We start from the raw sequence: 16,495 nt of genomic DNA, 5'->3' as shown, positions 1-16,495 counted from the left end.
ATCAATGACGCCCAACTCCGGTTGGGCGTCCTTGTGCAGACATCTTCGGATCTTGGCCGGGGCAGCCTGCACATCGATCGAAAAGGTTCTTCGATGAACAACTCCGCTGCACCCCTGGATCGGGTGCCCGCTGTTCGGGAGGTATCGCGCTAATGGCCACATACATCCTGAAACGATTCCTCCAGCTGATTCCCGTTTTCCTTGGAGCAACCCTCCTTGTGTACTTCCTGGTGTTCAGCCTCCCGGGTGACCCCATTGCTGCGCTCTTTGGGGATAAACCCGTCAACGAAGCAGTCGCGGCCAAGCTCAGGGCCCAATACAACCTTGACCAGCCGTTTATTGTGCAATACCTGCTCTACCTCAAGAGCATCTTTACTTTTGATCTTGGCCAGGACTTCTCTGGCCGACCCATTGCCGCGGTACTTGGTGAGGTGTTCCCGGTAACGGCCCGCTTGGCGATCATGGCGCTCATCTTTGAAGGCGTCTTCGGTATCGCTTTTGGTCTTGTTGCCGGACTCCGCAAGGGCAAGCTTTTTGACGGGACTGTATTGATCGCCTCCCTGATCGTCATCGGTATTCCGATCTTCGTTCTCGGCTTCCTTCTTCAGTTCTTCATCGGCGTCCAATTGGGGTGGGCTAAGCCCACCGTCAGTTCAGCTGCGACCGTACAAGACCTCATTCTTCCGGCGATCGTGCTGGGCCTGGCATCTTTCGCCTATGTCCTGCGCCTCACCAGGACCAGCGTCATCGAGAACATGAATGCCGATTACGTTCGGACAGCCACGGCCAAGGGGCTTTCACGCTTTCGGGTCGTCAACGTCCATATCCTGAGGAACTCTTTGATTCCAGTCGTCACGTTCCTCGGCGCCGATCTTGGCGCCCTTATGGGTGGCGCGATCGTTACTGAGGGCATCTTCAACGTCCCGGGCGTCGGCAACAGGTTGTACCGCGCAGTTCTTTCCGGGGAAGGACCTACCGTGGTATCAATCGTCACAGTTCTGGTCCTTGTTTACTGTGTCTCGAACCTGATTGTTGACCTTCTGTATGCCTGGCTTGACCCGAGGATCCGCTATGACTCCTGATAACAACCTGACGGGGCAGGACACAGCCCCGCGTCACATCGAGCACTTCGTTGCTGACCTCGAAGAGACGCCGCTGCAAGCCACCGACAAGGTGAAGGAGGACCAGGCGCCCTCCAGCCTCTGGGGTGAGGCATGGAAGAACCTGCGTAAGCAGCCGCTCTTTATCATCTCGGCCATCATGATCCTGGCTGTTGTTGTGGTCTCCCTGTTCCCCGGCCTGTTCTCACCGATCGACCCCTCTGGTGAAGCCTGCCAGCTTGCCAACTCGAACGGCGGACCGGTCAGTGGACATCCCTTGGGCTTCAACAAACAGGGTTGCGATGTCTATGCCCGTGTGATTTTCGGAACACGATCCTCTGTCACCGTCGGCCTGTTCACAACACTCGGAGTTGTCATTTTCGGTGGAACCATCGGTGCCCTTGCCGGCTACTACGGTGGCTGGGCTGATGCCCTTCTGGCCCGCCTGACAGACATCTTCTTTGCCCTGCCGCTGATCCTCGGCGCGATCGTCATGATGCAGCTTCCCGTCTTCCGGGCCAACCGGACTGTATGGACGCTGATCCTCATTCTGATCACTTTCGGATGGCCACAAATTGCCCGCATCACCAGGGGCGCCGTCATCGAGGTACGAAACGCGGACTTCGTGATGGCAGCGAGGTCCTTGGGCGTTTCGCGCTTCCGGTCATTGCTCCGCCACGTTCTGCCCAACTCCTTGGCTCCAATCATTGTGGTGGCCACCATCTCGCTGGGTACCTTTATCGTGGCTGAATCCACCCTGTCATTCCTGGGAATCGGTCTGCCCCCGAGTGTTATGTCGTGGGGTAATGACATCCAGGCAGCACAGGCATCCTTGAGGTCCAACCCCATGCCGTTGCTGTACCCGGCTATTGCACTTTCGATCACAGTCTTGAGTTTCATCATGCTGGGCGACGCCCTTCGTGATGCCCTCGACCCGAAAGCGCGCAAACGATGAAAGGCCAAGCGATGAACACATCGGTTCACATCAAGGAAGAACCAGCTGGCTCTGAACGTCCGTTGCTGGAGATCAAGAATCTGGCCATCAACTTCGCCACAAGCAACGGTGAGGTCAACGCCGTCAGGAACGCGCATTTCACCGTCATGCCAGGGGAGACGGTGGCGATTGTAGGGGAGTCCGGCTCCGGTAAATCCACCTCCGCACTCGCCGCTATCGGGTTGCTTCCGGGCAATGGTCGGGTAGCCGCCGGAGAGATCCTCTTCGACGGCGAAGATATCGCCCACGCCAGCGAAAAGCGCATGATCGAGCTCCGCGGCAATTCCATTGGCATGGTGCCCCAGGATCCGATGTCCAACCTCAACCCAGTGTGGAAAATCGGGTTCCAGGTCAAAGAGACACTGAAGGCCAACGGTCTTCCCTCCGGGCCGGAAGACATCGCCAAAGTGCTGTCTGAGGCGGGGTTGCCTGACGCCGCGCGTCGGGCCAAGCAGTACCCGCACGAGTTCTCCGGCGGTATGCGCCAGCGCGCCCTCATCGCCATTGGCTTGTCCTGCCAGCCGCGCCTGCTGATCGCGGACGAGCCGACGTCGGCCCTCGACGTCACGGTCCAGCGGCAAATTTTGGATCACTTGGACAAGATGACGTCCGAGTTGGGGACCGCTGTCCTGCTTATCACCCACGACCTCGGCCTGGCGGCCGAGCGGGCTGACAAAGTCGTGGTGATGTACAAAGGCCAGGTCGTCGAGTCCGGACCTTCGCTGGAGCTGCTGCGTAATCCGAGGCATCCGTACACCAAGCGTTTGGTGTCTTCGGCGCCTTCCCTCGCATCGCGTCGTATCCAGGTTGCCAAGGAGCAGGGCGTTGAGTCCGATGAACTCCTGGCACCCACCGAGCCCGTGATTGTGGAATCAGCGCTCCCGGAGGAAGTGCTGAAGGTTGAGGAACTGACGAAGGTCTTCAAGCTCCGTGGCGGCATTGGCAAGACGACGGACTTCAAGGCTGTGGACTCGGTGTCGTTTTCCGTACGGCGTGGCACAACCACGGCAATCGTGGGCGAGTCAGGATCCGGAAAGTCGACCGTGGCCCAGATGGTGCTCAACCTGTTGGAGCCCACCTCGGGCAAGATCATTTTCGATGGTGTGGACACATCCACGTTGAACAGCAAGGACCTGTTCAAGTTCCGTCGCCGGGTGCAGCCGATTTTCCAAGACCCTTACGGCTCCTTGGACCCGATGTACAACATCTTCAGGACCATTGAAGAGCCGTTGCGGACCCACAAGATCGGTACCAAGGCCAGCCGTGAAAAGAAAGTGCGCGAGCTGCTGGACCAGGTTGCTTTGCCACAGTCCACAATGCGGCGGTACCCGAACGAACTCTCCGGTGGCCAGCGTCAGCGTATTGCAATCGCACGCGCATTGGCATTGGATCCCGAAGTCATCATCTGTGACGAGGCCGTGTCCGCGCTCGACGTCCTGGTCCAAGCCCAAGTCCTGAACCTCCTCGCAGAACTTCAGGACAACCTCGGGTTGACCTACCTGTTCATCACCCACGACCTCGCTGTGGTCCGGCAGATCGCAGACCACGTGTGCGTCATGCAAAAGGGCAAGCTCGTTGAAACGGGCAGCACGGACGATGTCTTCGACAACCCTCGCGAGGCCTACACGCAGGCACTGTTGGACGCGATTCCCGGTGGTTCGCTGCTGCTGCCTCCCGAGGTGGCCTGACCGGCGCCGTAATTTCAAAGCAAGAGCCGGTGGTTCCCTTCAAAGGGAACCACCGGCTCTTGCCTACTTAACCGAGGTCAGCCTACTTGGCTGCCGGAGAACTGTCCGGGCGGGCCGTGAGGCCCAGGGCGGTGAGTTCGCGGGCCAGTGCTACGCCGAGCTTTGCGTGCCCGGTCGGCTTCAGATGAACGCCGTCTTGGAGGTCGCCGATGGCGTCGTAACGGGTCAACCAATCGCCCGCACTGACGAACGGGATGCCATGTTTGGCCGCGATCCGCCCCAGGAGGGCGTCCACTTCAGTCCGGCGTCCGCCTCCGTTGCTGACACCGCGTGCCAGGGTACCGATCATGGCCAGGCGCGAACCGGGGTAGCGGGTTTTCAGCGCGGCGAGCAAACGTTCGGCATTGCTCGTGATTTGGGCATCCGTAGCGCGCTGCGTGGCGTCGTTCCCGCCGCCTTCAACCACAATCAGAGGTGGCTCGCCGTAGGGGAGTACCCAGTCACCGCGTTGGAGGGCGTCGATGTAGTTGCCCGTCTTGCCGTTGGTTGCCACGTATCCGGTGCCACCCATGCCTACAACGTGCAGCTTGTACCCCAGGGCTGCGATGCCTTGCTGGGGCCAGGACCCTGCAGGCATGGCCTGTGAATCTCCGATCAGCACCGCTGTGTGGCGGACGTCAGCCAGCACGAGTTCGTTGCGGTTGTTCGCTGGATTCTTGTAAAGGGAACCGGCGGGGAGGTTCATCGCACTGGGTTCCGGGGCAACCCTCAGCGGTTTGTCGGAGGCCGCCGTCCGGGCAGGCGCGGGCGCGACGGATGGAGCAGGGGCACTGGTTGGCGCTGGTCCGCAACCGACCGCGAGGACGCCGACGGCGATCAACGGTGCGATCATGCGGAACACGGCCGAAGATTGGCGCATTGATTGGTCTCCGTGGGGCACTGGTTCTGCTGCAATCATCAAGCACCGGCTCAGGAAAATCCAGCATCTTGACTTGTGTTTACGAACACGTGACCTCCTGTGACTGATGCCACAATCCGGAGGCCAATAGCTTGCTTTTTAGGCTCATAAATGCATCTGCGTTTAGACTGGATGCAGGTGCCCTGTGTCCCGGGGTCTTTTCGCTGTGTGTTCCGATCAAGTCGATCAGGTATGCGCGCGGATACAAACAGCTGACTTCACCACTGAAACGAGTCATAAACGCATGTCTGAAACCATCACCAACACTGCGTCGCGGAGCGATCTGCGCAACGTCGCGATCGTCGCACACGTTGACCACGGTAAGACCACCCTGGTCGACGCCATGCTCAAGCAGACCAACTCCTTCGCTTCCCACGGTGAGGTTGAGGACCGCGTCATGGACTCCGGTGACCTGGAGCGCGAAAAGGGCATCACCATCCTCGCGAAGAACACCACTGTTGCCTACAACGGCCCGTCCTCCAACGGCGAGACCATCACCATCAACGTGATCGACACTCCCGGCCACGCCGACTTCGGTGGCGAGGTGGAGCGCGGCCTGTCCATGGTTGACGGCGTTGTGCTGCTGGTCGACTCTTCCGAGGGCCCCCTGCCGCAGACCCGCTTCGTGCTCCGCAAGGCCCTTGCTGCGCACCTGCCCGTTATCCTCCTGGTCAACAAGACCGACCGTCCCGATGCCCGCATCGACGAGGTCGTCCACGAGTCCATGGACCTGCTCCTGGGCCTCGCCTCGGACCTCGCGGACGAAGTTCCGGACCTCGACCTGGACAAGGTCCTCGAAGTTCCCGTGGTTTACGCCGCCGCCAAGGTTGGCCGCGCGTCCCTGGAGCAGCCGGCCAACGGCTCGGCGCCGGAGAACGAGGACCTCGAGCCCCTCTTCAAGACCATCATCGAGCACATCCCTGCTCCCACGTACAACCCGGACGGCGTGCTGCAGGCACACGTGACCAACCTGGACGCATCGCCGTTCCTTGGCCGCCTCGCCCTGCTCCGCATCTACAACGGCACCCTCCGCAAGGGCCAGACCGTTGCCTGGGCGCGCGCCAACGGCGAAGTCAAGAACGTCAAGATCACTGAACTGCTGGCCACCAAGGCGCTGACCCGCGTTCCTGCCGAAGAAGCCGGCCCCGGTGAAATCGTGGCAGTCGCCGGTATTGAGGACATCACCATTGGTGAAACCCTCACGGATGCCGAGAACCCGCAGCCGCTGCCGCTGATCACGGTGGACGATCCCGCGATCTCCATGACCATCGGTATCAACACCTCCCCGCTGGCCGGCAAGGTCAAGGGTGCCAAGGTCACCGCACGCCAGGTGAAGGACCGCCTGGACAAGGAACTGATCGGTAACGTCTCCATCAAGGTGCTCCCCACCGAGCGTCCTGACGCCTGGGAAGTCCAGGGTCGTGGCGAGCTCGCCCTGGCCATCCTCGTTGAGCAGATGCGTCGCGAAGGCTTCGAGCTGACCGTCGGCAAGCCGCAGGTTGTTACCAAGACCATCGACGGCAAGCTCCACGAGCCGATGGAACACATGACCATCGACGTTCCGGAAGAGTACCTCGGCGCCGTCACCCAGCTCATGGCAGCCCGCAAGGGCCGCATGACCAACATGGCCAACCACGGTACCGGCTGGTGCCGCATGGAATTCATCGTTCCTGCCCGTGGCCTGATCGGTTTCCGCACCCGGTTCCTCACGGACACCCGTGGCGCCGGTATCGCAGCCTCCATCTCCGAAGGCTACGAGCCGTGGGCCGGTCCCATCGAATACCGCACCAACGGTTCGATGGTTGCCGACCGTGCCGGTGTCGTGACGCCGTTCGCCATGATCAACCTCCAGGAACGCGGTTCCTTCTTCGTGAAGCCGACGTCCGAGGTCTACGAAGGCATGATCGTTGGCGAGAACTCCCGCGCTGACGACATGGACGTAAACATCACCAAGGAAAAGAAGCTCACCAACATGCGTGCTGCTTCCTCCGACTCCTTCGAGAACCTGACGCCGCCGCGCGAGCTGACCCTCGAGGAGTCCCTCGAATTCGCCCGCGAAGACGAGTGCGTTGAGGTGACCCCGGAAGACATCCGAATCCGCAAGGTCATCCTCGATTCCAACGAGCGCGCAAAGGCCAACCGCGCCCGCGCCAAGGCCTAGTCCTTACTGGTTCTGAACCAGGTGGGAACAGCTGCTGCATGAAGAGGGGAGCCGCCGGTACCGTCCGTAGCATTGCTGCGGCCGTACCGGCGGCTCTTTTCGTTGCTGCGGCAGGTACGGCGCTGCACCGGCAGTCGGGTGTCTGGTACGGCGTCGAAATTTTCTGGGGAGTTGCGGCCGCGCTGCTGCTGCTCGCCTCAGTGCAGCTGTGGCTGGCGGCGTGGTCCCGCTCAATCTTCCCGACGGCGGTGGCAGGCGTAGTGGCCTATGCCGCCGTCGGCGTTTTGTCGTCCGCTGGATCCGGGAAGCAGCTGGTGCTCGGCGATACGCCGGGAACAGTGTGGATTTACGGTATCGGCGCAGTGACGCTGGTCATGCTCGTGGTCGCCAGTCGGCTCCGATCTACCGGGCCTGCCGCCGCGGCGGTGGCGGCGGCACCTCCTTCGCGGCGATGACCATCGACAAGGGAATTTCGACGTCGGTGGTGCGGGTCCGTACGGTACATGCGGTGTCGCTGCTGCCCAGCAGGTAGCCAAGCGCGTCGGTGAGCCCGTCGTCGATCCGGTACCGCACCACTACCCGTATGCCTGGCGTTGCGTTGAGCAGGAACTGGCGTGGAGGCAAATGTGGCGGATTCACCGTTTCATACTAAGACGCGGGCTAGGTTGGCGTGATCGCACTGTTGGATAATAGGCTCGGAAGTTGAGTGCCCGGCATGAAGCCGGCAGTATTACCCGGCCATCGCCGGGACAAACCGTGGAGAGGTCTGGGACGTGACGTACGTAATCGCGCAGCCGTGTGTGGATGTCAAGGACAAGGCATGTATTGAAGAATGCCCTGTCGACTGCATTTACGAAGGTGAGCGTTCCCTCTACATCCACCCCGACGAGTGTGTCGACTGTGGTGCCTGCGAACCTGTGTGCCCTGTGGAGGCCATCTACTACGAAGATGACACCCCGGAAGAATGGGCCGACTACTACAAGGCCAACGTCGAGTTCTTTGACGACCTCGGTTCCCCGGGTGGCGCAGCGAAGATCGGCAACACCGGCAAGGACCACCCGTTCATTGCCGCCCTTCCCCCGCAGAACCAAGACCACTAAGGGCGGTTGCATCCTTGATTTCCGCGGCCCCCGCCTTTGGCCTTAACCTGCCCGACTACCCGTGGGAGGCCATGGCACCGTACGTTGCGACGGCGTCCAAGCACCCGGGCGGGGCAGTGAACCTCTCCATCGGAACTCCTGTGGACCCGACACCGGGACTCATCCGTGACGCCCTGGCGGCAGCATCGGACGCCCACGGCTACCCGACAGTCCACGGCACCGAGCCATTGCGCCAAGCCGTCGTGGACTGGTTTGCCAGCCGTCGCGGGGTGCCGGGCCTCGATCCCAAGGATGTGCTGCCAACGGTCGGCTCCAAGGAACTTGTGGCCTGGCTGCCATTCCTGCTCGGGCTGGGCGCCGGCGATGTTGTGGTCCGCCCCACCGTTGCCTACCCGACGTACGACATCGGGGCCTCCCTCGCCGGGGCTACGGCGGTTGCCGCCGATGACCTGGACGAGCTCGATCCGGCCACCCGCGCGAAGGTCCGCTTGATCTGGATCAACTCACCGGGCAACCCCACCGGGAGTGTCCGCGACGTCGAATCCCTGCGCCGGATCGTAGGCCAGGCCCGCGAGGTGGGTGCAGTGGTCGCTTCGGACGAATGCTACGCGGAACTGGGCTGGGGCGAATGGGATGCCCAGCGCGGAGGAGAAGCCGTGCCCAGCATCCTGGATCCCCGGGTCACCGGTGGCTCCACCGATGGCCTGCTCAGTGTCTATTCCCTGAGCAAGCAATCCAATCTTGCCGGCTACCGTGCGGCCTTCGTTGCCGGGGATTCGGCGATCATCGCCAACATGGTCAACAGCCGCAAGCATGCGGGCATGATCGTTCCGTTCCCGATCCAGGAGGCCATGCGCGTCGCTCTGGGCGACGCCGGCCACGTCCTGGCCCAGAAGGAGCTGTACAGGGGCCGACGCGAGCGTCTTGTTCCGGCATTGGAGCAGTTCGGGCTTCGGATCCACGAGTCGAAGGCCGGGCTTTACCTGTGGTCCACGGCAGGCGAAGCCACCTGGGACACGGTTGCGCGCTTCGCTGACCTCGGCATCGTGGTTGGCCCTGGCGTCTTCTACGGAGACGCCGGGAATGGGTTCATCCGCGTCGCACTGACCGGCACCGACGAGCGTATCGATGCCGCTGTGGAGAGGCTTGTCGCCAACGCATAACAATGCTGTGACTTGCGCCACTTATGGCGCCATTCCGCCAGTAACCGGAGGCTACGGATTAGTTCCGCAGGGTTACTGGCGGTAGCTTTTAACTGACTATCAATGGTGGCCTTCTCTAAGAATGCACTCCGGGCGTTGGAGCCCTGCAACAGCAGGCCTTGCAACGGCGGCACCAGAAGGTGGTTGGACAAGCGTTCGATAGAGGCCCAAAGGCCTCATGAAGGGGACTCCATGACTGAGACCACCAGCGCGACACTGCGCCATGCCGGCGGCGAACTCGAACTGCCGCGCATCAAGGTTGTAGAAGGAAACGAAGGTTACGACGTTTCCAAGCTGCTGAAGCAGACGGGCGCCGTTGCCTATGACCCCGGCTTCATGAACACAGCGGCCACCACCTCGGCCATTACCTACATCGACGGCGACGCAGGCATCCTGCGCTACCGCGGTTACCCCATCGAGCAGCTCGCACAGCACTCGAGCTTCCTCGAAGTTTCCTACCTGCTGATCTACGGCAACCTTCCCACTCCCACGGAGCTCGAAGAGTTCGATCAGCGCATCCGCCGCCACACACTCCTGCACGAGGAACTCAAGGGCTTCTTCGGAGGTTTCCCGCGCGACGCCCACCCGATGCCGGTTCTTTCTTCTGCCGTCTCGGCCCTGTCCACGTTCTACCAGGACTCGCTGGATCCCTTCAATGCAGAGCACGTGGAAGTTTCCACCATCCGCCTGATGGCCAAGCTGCCCGTCATCGCGGCTTACGCGCACAAGAAGTCCATCGGCCAGCCCATGCTGTACCCGGACAACTCCATGAACCTGGTGGAGAACTTCCTGCGCCTGAGCTTCGGCCTTCCCGCCGAGCAGTACGAAATGGACCCGGTAGTCGTCAAGGCACTGGACCTCCTGCTCATCCTCCACGCGGACCACGAGCAGAACTGTTCGACGTCCACCGTTCGCCTGGTGGGCTCGTCCAACGCGAACCTCTTCGCCTCGGTTTCGGCCGGCATCAATGCACTGTTTGGTCCCGCCCACGGTGGCGCCAACGAGGCCGTGCTGAAGATGCTCCGCCAGATCCAGGCCGACGGCATCAAGCCCGAGGACTACATGGAGAAGGTCAAGAACAAGGAAGACGGCGTCCGCCTCATGGGCTTCGGACACCGCGTCTACAAGAACTACGATCCCCGTGCCAAGATCATCAAGGCCACGGCCCACGAGGTCCTGGGCAAGCTCGGCGGCAACGACGAACTGCTGGACATCGCCATGCGCCTTGAAGAGAAGGCCCTCGCGGACGACTACTTCATCCAGCGCAAGCTGTACCCGAACGTCGACTTCTACACCGGCCTCATCTACAAGGCGATGGGCTTCCCGGAGAAGATGTTCACCGTTCTCTTCGCCATCGGCCGCCTCCCGGGCTGGATTGCCCAGTGGCGCGAAATGATCAACGACCCCCAGACCAAGATCGGCCGCCCGCGGCAGCTCTACACAGGGGAGCCGGAGCGCAACTACCCGGCCAACTAGTACGGCAATAACGACGGCGGCCGCCCACCTCGCGCGAGGTGGGCGGCCGCCGTCGTTAATCACCAGAACAACAACGCGGGGTCACTTACGGCCGATGGGAGGCCCCATCATGGGCCGTAAGTGCCCCCGCGTTGCATTAGGAAGCGTTGTAGCCGTAGGGGTTGTTCTTCTGCCAGCGCCAGTGGTCCTCGCACATCTGGTCCACTGTTTTGGTGGTCGACCAGCCAAGGTCGGCCAAAGCTGAAGAAGCGTCGGCCCAGAAAGCGGGGAGGTCGCCTGCGCGGCGTCCCGTGATCTCGTAAGGGATCGGCTGGCCCACAGCCTTTTCGAAGGACCGGAGTACCTCCAGCACGGAAGAGCCACGGCCTGAGCCCAGGTTCCACCGGCGGACTCCAGCGCGGTTGGCGATGTAGCTCAGGGCTGCTACATGGCCCTCGGCAAGGTCCACCACGTGGATGTAATCACGTTGTGCCGTGCCGTCCGGGGTGTCGTAGTCACCGCCGAAGACCATCAGCTTCTCGCGGCGTCCAACGGCTACCTGGGCGATGAACGGAACGAGGTTGTTCGGAATGCCCTGGGGGTCTTCGCCGATACGACCGGACGGGTGAGCGCCCACGGGGTTGAAGTAGCGCAGCAGTGCTATGTGCCAGCGGTCGTCCGCGTTGCCCAGGTCGGAGAGGATGTCCTCGATCTGTTCCTTGGTGCGGCCGTAGGGGTTGTTGGCACCGATTTCCATCTTCTCGATGTAGGGGATCGGGTTGTGCTCGCCGTACACCGTTGCCGAGGAGCTGAAGACGATGGAGCGGACATCGTGCTTGTCCATCGCGCGGAGCAGGTTCAGGGTGCCCACAATGTTGTTGTAGTAATAGGCCAGGGGTTCCTGAACGGACTCGCCAACGGCCTTCAAGCCCGCGAAGTGGATGACGGCGTCGATCTGGTGCTGGTCGAACACGGCCTCAACAGCGGGCTCGTCCACCAGGTCGACCTTGTGGAAGGCGGCGGTCTTGCCGGTCAGCTCGGACACGCGGCGGAGTGACTCCTCGCTGGAGTTCACCAGGTTGTCCAGCACGACGACGTCGTGGCCGGCTTCCTGAAGGGACAAGACGGTGTGGGAGCCGATGTAGCCGGTGCCACCCGTGACAAGAATTTTCATGGTCCCTACGCTATCGGAAATCGAGGGCACGCCGCTTCGTGTTGAGCGGCGTGAAAGCACGTTCGTGCTAAAAACGATTAGTGCCCAAAATTGTTGATGCCGAAGCCCGGCGCCAGGAAGTCGTCCGTGCCGTATTCAGGATCATCGCCAGTGATGGCTTGGAGCGGGCCTCCCTCAGGGAGGTAGCGGATGAGGCCGGGTTGGCTGTGGGCTCGGTGCGTCACTATTTTGCCAGCAGCGATGAACTACTCGTCTTCTCTTTCGGGGCAGTGATAGACCGCATCGCCGGACGGCTCGAATCTGCCCTGGCGGAGGTAGAGCAGGAAGTCCTCGGCACCCCTGAACAAGACGCTGCCGTCCTGAACCTCCTGGGCCAGCTCTTGCCCCTGGACGAGGAACTCGCCGTCGACGCCTGCGTATGGATGGCGTTCCGGCACGCTGCCCGTATCAAGCCGGTCCTGGCCCCGGAAGCAGAGCGCAGCCACAGGGCGGTGGCTGCGATCGTGGGCCGCCTGATCCTTCTCCTGAACCCGGCCCAGGCTGACCACCAGCAGAATCTTGTCACCGAGGCTGAGCGGCTTCTGGCCACCATGGATGGGCTGAGCATACACGCTTTGCTGCAGCCGGAGTGGATGACGGCCGAAGTGTGCAGCGATGTCCTCACGGCCCACCTGAGGTCGCTGCGGGAGCAGGCAGCCCCCTAGCGCCTGAAGCCCCGTAGCGCCGGCAAGGGACCTCCAGCACGGGCAAGGGACAGGGTCGCTGATCAGGAATAGACTGGATGGTGTCGGTATCCTGCTGCGGGAGGTCTTGGGATGCACGTATCAGACGGCCAAGGGTGGCGTATCACCATGGACACGTCCGGACCGATGCTCATTGCACTGTACTTGCGCGACGTCGCTGGCTTGGATGGTGCGGGAAGACCCAGCCTTTCCCACACCGATCCCAAAGTCCGGCATGCCGACCACAGCCACCTCACCTCGGATGTTGGCGGCATCAGTGCCCTCAAAACGGAGTGGGAAGCCTGGTGGGAGAGGCTGTTGAAGTCCTACCCCAACCCGGTGACGGAGCTGGCGCCGCCGAGTTTCAAGGCGTTCGGCAACTCGCCTGCCCTGCAGAGGGTCCTGCAGGCCCACTTTGGCTCCGCCTTGGGATGGGCTACGGACAGGATCGACGAATATGCCCGTCTTGAAGCCGAGCGGGCAGCGAGCGGCATGACCGAGCTTCTAAGCGAGATGGTGGAGGACAGGCTGCTGGAGGTTGGGCGCAGCTCGCGGGATTTTGATCTCACCATCATCGAGCTGCCGCTCAAAGAACCCCGCGCTTGGTACTTGGAGCCCAACACCATGATCATGAGCCACCGGTTGATGTCCCAACCGGATGCCTTCCGCAGCTACGTCCAACCCGTGGTGGAGCTCCTCGCCTGACTCAGGTGGGGGGAGCGGAGACCGTGATCAGGACGGTCTCTGAGGGAGCGGTGGCGGCGTGCCAGCCGTCGCGCTTCTCCCGGTTCCACGTCTGCCCCGCCACATCCACCTGGGTAATGGCCAAGGCCTTGGCATTTGCCACCGCCCAGTGTGCCACGGCCCACGCCTGGGTTCCGGTCACCTCCAGCTGCACCGAGCGGCCCTGGACCGAGGCAGGCTGGGTGCCGAACGCCGTCGTGAGTTCATCGACGACGACGGCAGGGTCACCTGCCGCTTCAGGCATGCGCAGTTCGCAGTTCAGCGACGATTCCGAGTGCCCGGTCAGTGCTGAGGCGAAGGCCCGGCCCATCGGCTCATGCTGGGCGTACGCGCGGGGAAAGGCCGAGCGTTGGACTGCCTGCGCCGCCTGGGTGATTTCCATGGTCTCGTAGCCCGGGATTTTGACCAGTCCGTCGTAGAACGCGTTGGTGGCGTAGACGGGGTCCATGACCTGCGCCTCGGTGCCCCAGCCCTGCGACGGCCTCTGTTGGAACAGCCCCCGGGAATCGGGGCCGGCTTCATCACCGTAGTTGATGTTGCGCAGCCGGGATTCCTGCATGGCTGTGGCCAAGGCGATGCTGGCGGCCCTGGGCGGCAGCCCACGCTTGACGGAGATTGCCGTGATGAGCGATGCGTTCGCGGCCTGGTCCGTGGCCAACTCGTGGCTTTCAGAACCCACGACGGCGGTGCAGCGCTCCGCGACAAGGGTCTCGGAGCGCTGCAGTACAGCCACGATCGCGTAGATGGCGCCTGCTACCAAGGACAAGGCCAGCACCGCTACGATGGCGCGGCGGAACCGGCGCACTGATGTCCTCCTGCTAGTTGGCGTGAAGTGCCTCGTTCAACTCCACGGTCTGGCCCTTGCGCGGAAGGACTTCCACGCCACCAGTGGTGGAGTTGCGGCGGAACAGCAGGTTGGGAACGCCGGAGAGTTCCACGGCCTTGATGATCTGGCTGGTGTCTTCGCCGTTCTCGTCCTTGGGGCCCGGCACTCGGACGCGGGTACCGGCGGTGACGTAGAGGCCGGCTTCGACCACGGAGTCGTCACCGATGCTGATGCCCACACCGGAGTTCGCGCCGAGCAGTACGCGCTCACCCAGGGCGATCTTTTCCTTGCCGCCACCGGAAAGGGTGCCCATGATGGACGCGCCGCCCCCGACGTCGGTACCGTCACCGGCTACGACACCGGCCGAGATGCGGCCCTCAACCATGGAGGTGCCCAGGGTTCCGGCGTTGAAGTTGACGAAGCCTTCGTGCATCACAGTGGTGCCTTCGGCGAGGTGCGCACCCAGGCGGACGCGGTCGGCGTCGGCGATTCGCACACCGGTGGGAACCACGTAGTCAACCATGCGCGGGAACTTGTCCACGCCGTAGACAACCACGTTGCCGCGCTTGCGCAGGCGGGCACGGGTCAGTTCGAAGCCCTCAACCGCAGCGGGACCAAAGTTGGTCCAGACCACGTTGGGGAGCTTTCCGAAAACGCCGTCAAGGTTGATGCTGTTCGGCTTGACCAAGCGGTGGGAGAGCAGGTGCAAACGAAGGTAGGCGTCGGCAGTGTCCGCCGGGGCGGCGTCGAGGTCGATCTGTGCGAAGACCACCTTCTGCTCGGTGCCGCGGTCGGCATCCTTGCTTTCTTCCGCCAGGGCACTGAGTGCGGGATCGGCGTTTTCGACGTCTCGCAGGGTCTCGGCAGCAACGCCGAGCGAGGGTGCCGGGAACCACACGTCCAGAACGGTTGCTTCCCCTGAGGCCGAAGTGGCTATGGTGGCGAGGCCGAATCCGTAAGCTGATCGATCGTTGGCGGGCGCGTCTGCGGGCGCAGTGGAGGAAGCAGTTTCAGTCATGGGCCAAGTCTATCCAGCAGGCGGAGGTCGTCTGAAACCCGTCCCACGCCTCAGAAGTCGCATTTGTTGGCATTAAGCTGAGGGGGTGACCCTGAACCCCGCTCCCGCCCTCCTTGACCTGCGCCAGGACGTTGCCCTCCTGACGGCCGCGATCATCGACTTCAACAGTGTCTCCGGCAACGAGACCGAACTGGCCGACGCCGTTGAGGCTGCCCTGCGCGCCATTCCCGCGTACACCGTGGTCCGCGACGGCGACGCCATCATTGCCCGGACAGAACTTCGACGCCCAGAGCGCGTCATCCTGGCCGGCCACCTGGATACTGTTCCGTTGCCAACTGTTGAAGGATCGTTGGGCACCGTACCGGCAACCTGGGAATCGGGGACCCCGGGGGAGGGCGTGCTCTATGGCCGCGGCACCACGGACATGAAAGGCGGCGTTGCGGTTCAGCTCGCGCTGGCGGCAACACTGTTCGACGGCGGCCGGCAGCCGGACAAGGACGTCACCTTCGTGTTTTACGACCACGAAGAAGTGGAAGCGGTCAAGAGCGGATTGGGCCGGCTGGTCCGCAACCACGGGGAGCTGCTGACTGGCGACTTCGCGATTCTGCTGGAACCGACGCACGGCACTGTTGAAGGCGGGTGCAACGGAACCAGCCGCTTTGAGGCCACGACTTTCGGCGAAACAGCCCACTCGGCACGTGCATGGATGGGCGTCAACGCGATCCACGCCGCTGCCCCGATCCTTGAGCGCTTGGCTGCCTACGACCCCAAGACCATCAACGTTGATGGCCTGGACTACCGTGAAAGCCTTAATGCCGTGAAGATCAACGGCGGGACTGCTGGCAATGTCATTCCGGACCGTTGCGTGGTGGAGATCAACTACCGCTTCGCCCCGGACAAGACTCCGGATGAGGCAGAGGCGCATGTCCGGGAACTTTTGGAGGGCTTCGACGTCGTACGTACCGATGCGGCAGCCGGGGCGCGGCCGGGACTCAACCACCCCGCTGCCGCGTCCTTTGTTGCCGCCGTGGGTGCGGAGCCCAAGCCCAAATACGGTTGGACCGACGTCGCGCGTTTCAGTGAGCTGGGCATCCCGGCGGTGAACTTCGGCCCCGGCGATCCGCTGCTGGCGCACAAGGACAACGAACACGTCGACGCCGATGCCATCCGTGAGTGCCTGCGTGCACTCCGGACGTGGCTGGCGCCGTCGGCGTAGACCTGCTCCAAAGCGCGAAGGAGGCCCGCAGCCAGGTGGCTGCGGGCCTCCTTTATGATCGCCGACTCTTCCCTATTGCCTCATTAGACGCAGCATGTAGACTCGCATGACAAGTCTTGTCAAGATTTGTCAATTAA

General features: G+C 62.4%; 16 protein-coding genes. 11 read left to right on the top strand and 5 right to left on the bottom strand.

Annotation, left to right across the window (positions count from 1 at the left end):
• Positions 1-152: 152 nt before the first annotated feature.
• The 3 genes from PQ627_RS09690 to PQ627_RS09680 are packed head-to-tail and all read left to right on the top strand — an operon-like array spanning position 153 to position 3,782.
• Positions 153-1,082, top strand: coding sequence for an ABC transporter permease (locus tag PQ627_RS09690; RefSeq protein WP_262275518.1), 930 nt, complete (start codon positions 153-155; stop codon positions 1,080-1,082).
• Entirely contained in the window at positions 1,072-2,055 is a 984-nt protein-coding gene (locus PQ627_RS09685) for an ABC transporter permease (RefSeq protein WP_274260410.1), read from the top strand. Before PQ627_RS09690 ends, PQ627_RS09685 begins: the two co-directional genes overlap by 11 nt.
• An 11-nt stretch (positions 2,056-2,066) precedes the next feature.
• Positions 2,067-3,782, top strand: coding sequence for an ABC transporter ATP-binding protein (locus PQ627_RS09680; protein ID WP_274260409.1), 1,716 nt, complete (start codon positions 2,067-2,069; stop codon positions 3,780-3,782).
• 82 nt (positions 3,783-3,864) lie between these two features.
• On the opposite strand, the gene PQ627_RS09675 is transcribed toward PQ627_RS09680, so the two are convergent.
• The gene (locus tag PQ627_RS09675) at positions 3,865-4,701 is read right to left on the bottom strand and encodes an SGNH/GDSL hydrolase family protein (protein ID WP_274260407.1); all 837 of its coding nucleotides are present in this window, start codon (positions 4,699-4,701) and stop codon (positions 3,865-3,867) included.
• A gap of 283 nt (positions 4,702-4,984) precedes the next feature.
• On the opposite strand from PQ627_RS09675, the gene typA reads away from it, so the two are divergent.
• Positions 4,985-6,901, top strand: coding sequence for a translational GTPase TypA (typA, locus tag PQ627_RS09670; RefSeq protein WP_144659638.1), 1,917 nt, complete (start codon positions 4,985-4,987; stop codon positions 6,899-6,901).
• 38 nt (positions 6,902-6,939) lie between these two features.
• Positions 6,940-7,356 (top strand): hypothetical protein, encoded by a 417-nt coding sequence (locus PQ627_RS09665; protein ID WP_274260405.1) that lies wholly within the window; start codon positions 6,940-6,942, stop codon positions 7,354-7,356.
• Here PQ627_RS09665 and PQ627_RS09660 read toward each other — a convergent pair.
• On the bottom strand, positions 7,304-7,540 hold the full coding sequence (locus PQ627_RS09660) for a putative acetyltransferase (RefSeq protein WP_274260402.1): 237 nt from the start codon (positions 7,538-7,540) through the stop codon (positions 7,304-7,306). The genes PQ627_RS09665 and PQ627_RS09660 overlap by 53 nt on opposite strands.
• 134 nt (positions 7,541-7,674) lie before the next feature.
• On the opposite strand from PQ627_RS09660, the gene fdxA reads away from it, so the two are divergent.
• The 3 genes from fdxA (at position 7,675) to PQ627_RS09645 (ending at position 10,679) form a co-directional block, all read left to right on the top strand.
• Positions 7,675-8,001 (top strand): ferredoxin, encoded by a 327-nt coding sequence (gene fdxA, locus PQ627_RS09655; protein ID WP_018776555.1) that lies wholly within the window; start codon positions 7,675-7,677, stop codon positions 7,999-8,001.
• Between the two features lie 14 nt (positions 8,002-8,015).
• Positions 8,016-9,164, top strand: a complete 1,149-nt coding sequence (gene dapC, locus PQ627_RS09650) for a succinyldiaminopimelate transaminase (RefSeq protein ID WP_274260395.1) — start codon at positions 8,016-8,018, stop codon at positions 9,162-9,164.
• Positions 9,165-9,395: 231 nt separating this feature from the next.
• Entirely contained in the window at positions 9,396-10,679 is a 1,284-nt protein-coding gene (locus PQ627_RS09645; RefSeq protein ID WP_018776553.1) for a citrate synthase, read from the top strand.
• A gap of 136 nt (positions 10,680-10,815) precedes the next feature.
• Here the strand turns inward: PQ627_RS09645 and galE are convergent, their stop codons facing one another.
• Positions 10,816-11,832: a UDP-glucose 4-epimerase GalE gene (gene galE, locus PQ627_RS09640; protein WP_144659699.1), complete on the bottom strand. Its 1,017-nt coding sequence runs from the start codon at positions 11,830-11,832 to the stop codon at positions 10,816-10,818.
• Positions 11,833-11,912: 80 nt separating this feature from the next.
• Here galE and PQ627_RS09635 point away from each other — a divergent pair, with 80 nt between their 5' ends.
• Both PQ627_RS09635 and PQ627_RS09630 read left to right on the top strand, forming a co-directional pair.
• Positions 11,913-12,536: a TetR/AcrR family transcriptional regulator gene (locus PQ627_RS09635; RefSeq protein WP_274260390.1), complete on the top strand. Its 624-nt coding sequence runs from the start codon at positions 11,913-11,915 to the stop codon at positions 12,534-12,536.
• A gap of 111 nt (positions 12,537-12,647) precedes the next feature.
• Positions 12,648-13,259, top strand: coding sequence for a hypothetical protein (locus PQ627_RS09630; protein WP_274260388.1), 612 nt, complete (start codon positions 12,648-12,650; stop codon positions 13,257-13,259).
• 1 nt (position 13,260) lies between these two features.
• On the opposite strand, the gene PQ627_RS09625 is transcribed toward PQ627_RS09630, so the two are convergent.
• Entirely contained in the window at positions 13,261-14,103 is an 843-nt protein-coding gene (locus tag PQ627_RS09625; RefSeq protein WP_274260386.1) for a hypothetical protein, read from the bottom strand.
• A gap of 13 nt (positions 14,104-14,116) precedes the next feature.
• Positions 14,117-15,142, bottom strand: coding sequence for a 2,3,4,5-tetrahydropyridine-2,6-dicarboxylate N-succinyltransferase (gene dapD / locus PQ627_RS09620; RefSeq protein ID WP_144659702.1), 1,026 nt, complete (start codon positions 15,140-15,142; stop codon positions 14,117-14,119).
• Between the two features lie 85 nt (positions 15,143-15,227).
• Here dapD and dapE point away from each other — a divergent pair, with 85 nt between their 5' ends.
• Positions 15,228-16,358, top strand: a complete 1,131-nt coding sequence (gene dapE / locus PQ627_RS09615; RefSeq protein ID WP_274260383.1) for a succinyl-diaminopimelate desuccinylase — start codon at positions 15,228-15,230, stop codon at positions 16,356-16,358.
• Positions 16,359-16,495 lie beyond the last annotated feature (137 nt).

The sequence above is a fragment of the Paenarthrobacter sp. AB444 genome (genome assembly GCF_028736865.1).
GTDB classification, from domain to species: Bacteria; Actinomycetota; Actinomycetes; order Actinomycetales; family Micrococcaceae; genus Arthrobacter; species Arthrobacter nicotinovorans_B.
The sequence above is the reverse complement of the archived record's forward strand: the minus strand, read 5'-3'. Positions and strand labels throughout refer to the sequence as shown.

Excerpts from the sequence above, each read along its gene's own strand:
- PQ627_RS09630 (WP_274260388.1), top strand. The coding sequence starts at position 12,648 with ATGCACGTATCAGACGGCCAAGGGTGGCGTATCACCATGGACACGTCC.
- PQ627_RS09680 (WP_274260409.1), top strand. The coding sequence starts at position 2,067 with ATGAACACATCGGTTCACATCAAGGAAGAACCAGCTGGCTCTGAACGT.
- typA (WP_144659638.1), top strand. The coding sequence starts at position 4,985 with ATGTCTGAAACCATCACCAACACTGCGTCGCGGAGCGATCTGCGCAAC.
- galE (WP_144659699.1), bottom strand. The coding sequence starts at position 11,832 with ATGAAAATTCTTGTCACGGGTGGCACCGGCTACATCGGCTCCCACACC.
- PQ627_RS09665 (WP_274260405.1), top strand. The coding sequence starts at position 6,940 with ATGAAGAGGGGAGCCGCCGGTACCGTCCGTAGCATTGCTGCGGCCGTA.
- PQ627_RS09675 (WP_274260407.1), bottom strand. The coding sequence starts at position 4,701 with ATGCGCCAATCTTCGGCCGTGTTCCGCATGATCGCACCGTTGATCGCC.
- PQ627_RS09645 (WP_018776553.1), top strand. The coding sequence starts at position 9,396 with ATGACTGAGACCACCAGCGCGACACTGCGCCATGCCGGCGGCGAACTC.
- PQ627_RS09690 (WP_262275518.1), top strand. The coding sequence starts at position 153 with ATGGCCACATACATCCTGAAACGATTCCTCCAGCTGATTCCCGTTTTC.
- PQ627_RS09685 (WP_274260410.1), top strand. The coding sequence starts at position 1,072 with ATGACTCCTGATAACAACCTGACGGGGCAGGACACAGCCCCGCGTCAC.
- dapD (WP_144659702.1), bottom strand. The coding sequence starts at position 15,142 with ATGACTGAAACTGCTTCCTCCACTGCGCCCGCAGACGCGCCCGCCAAC.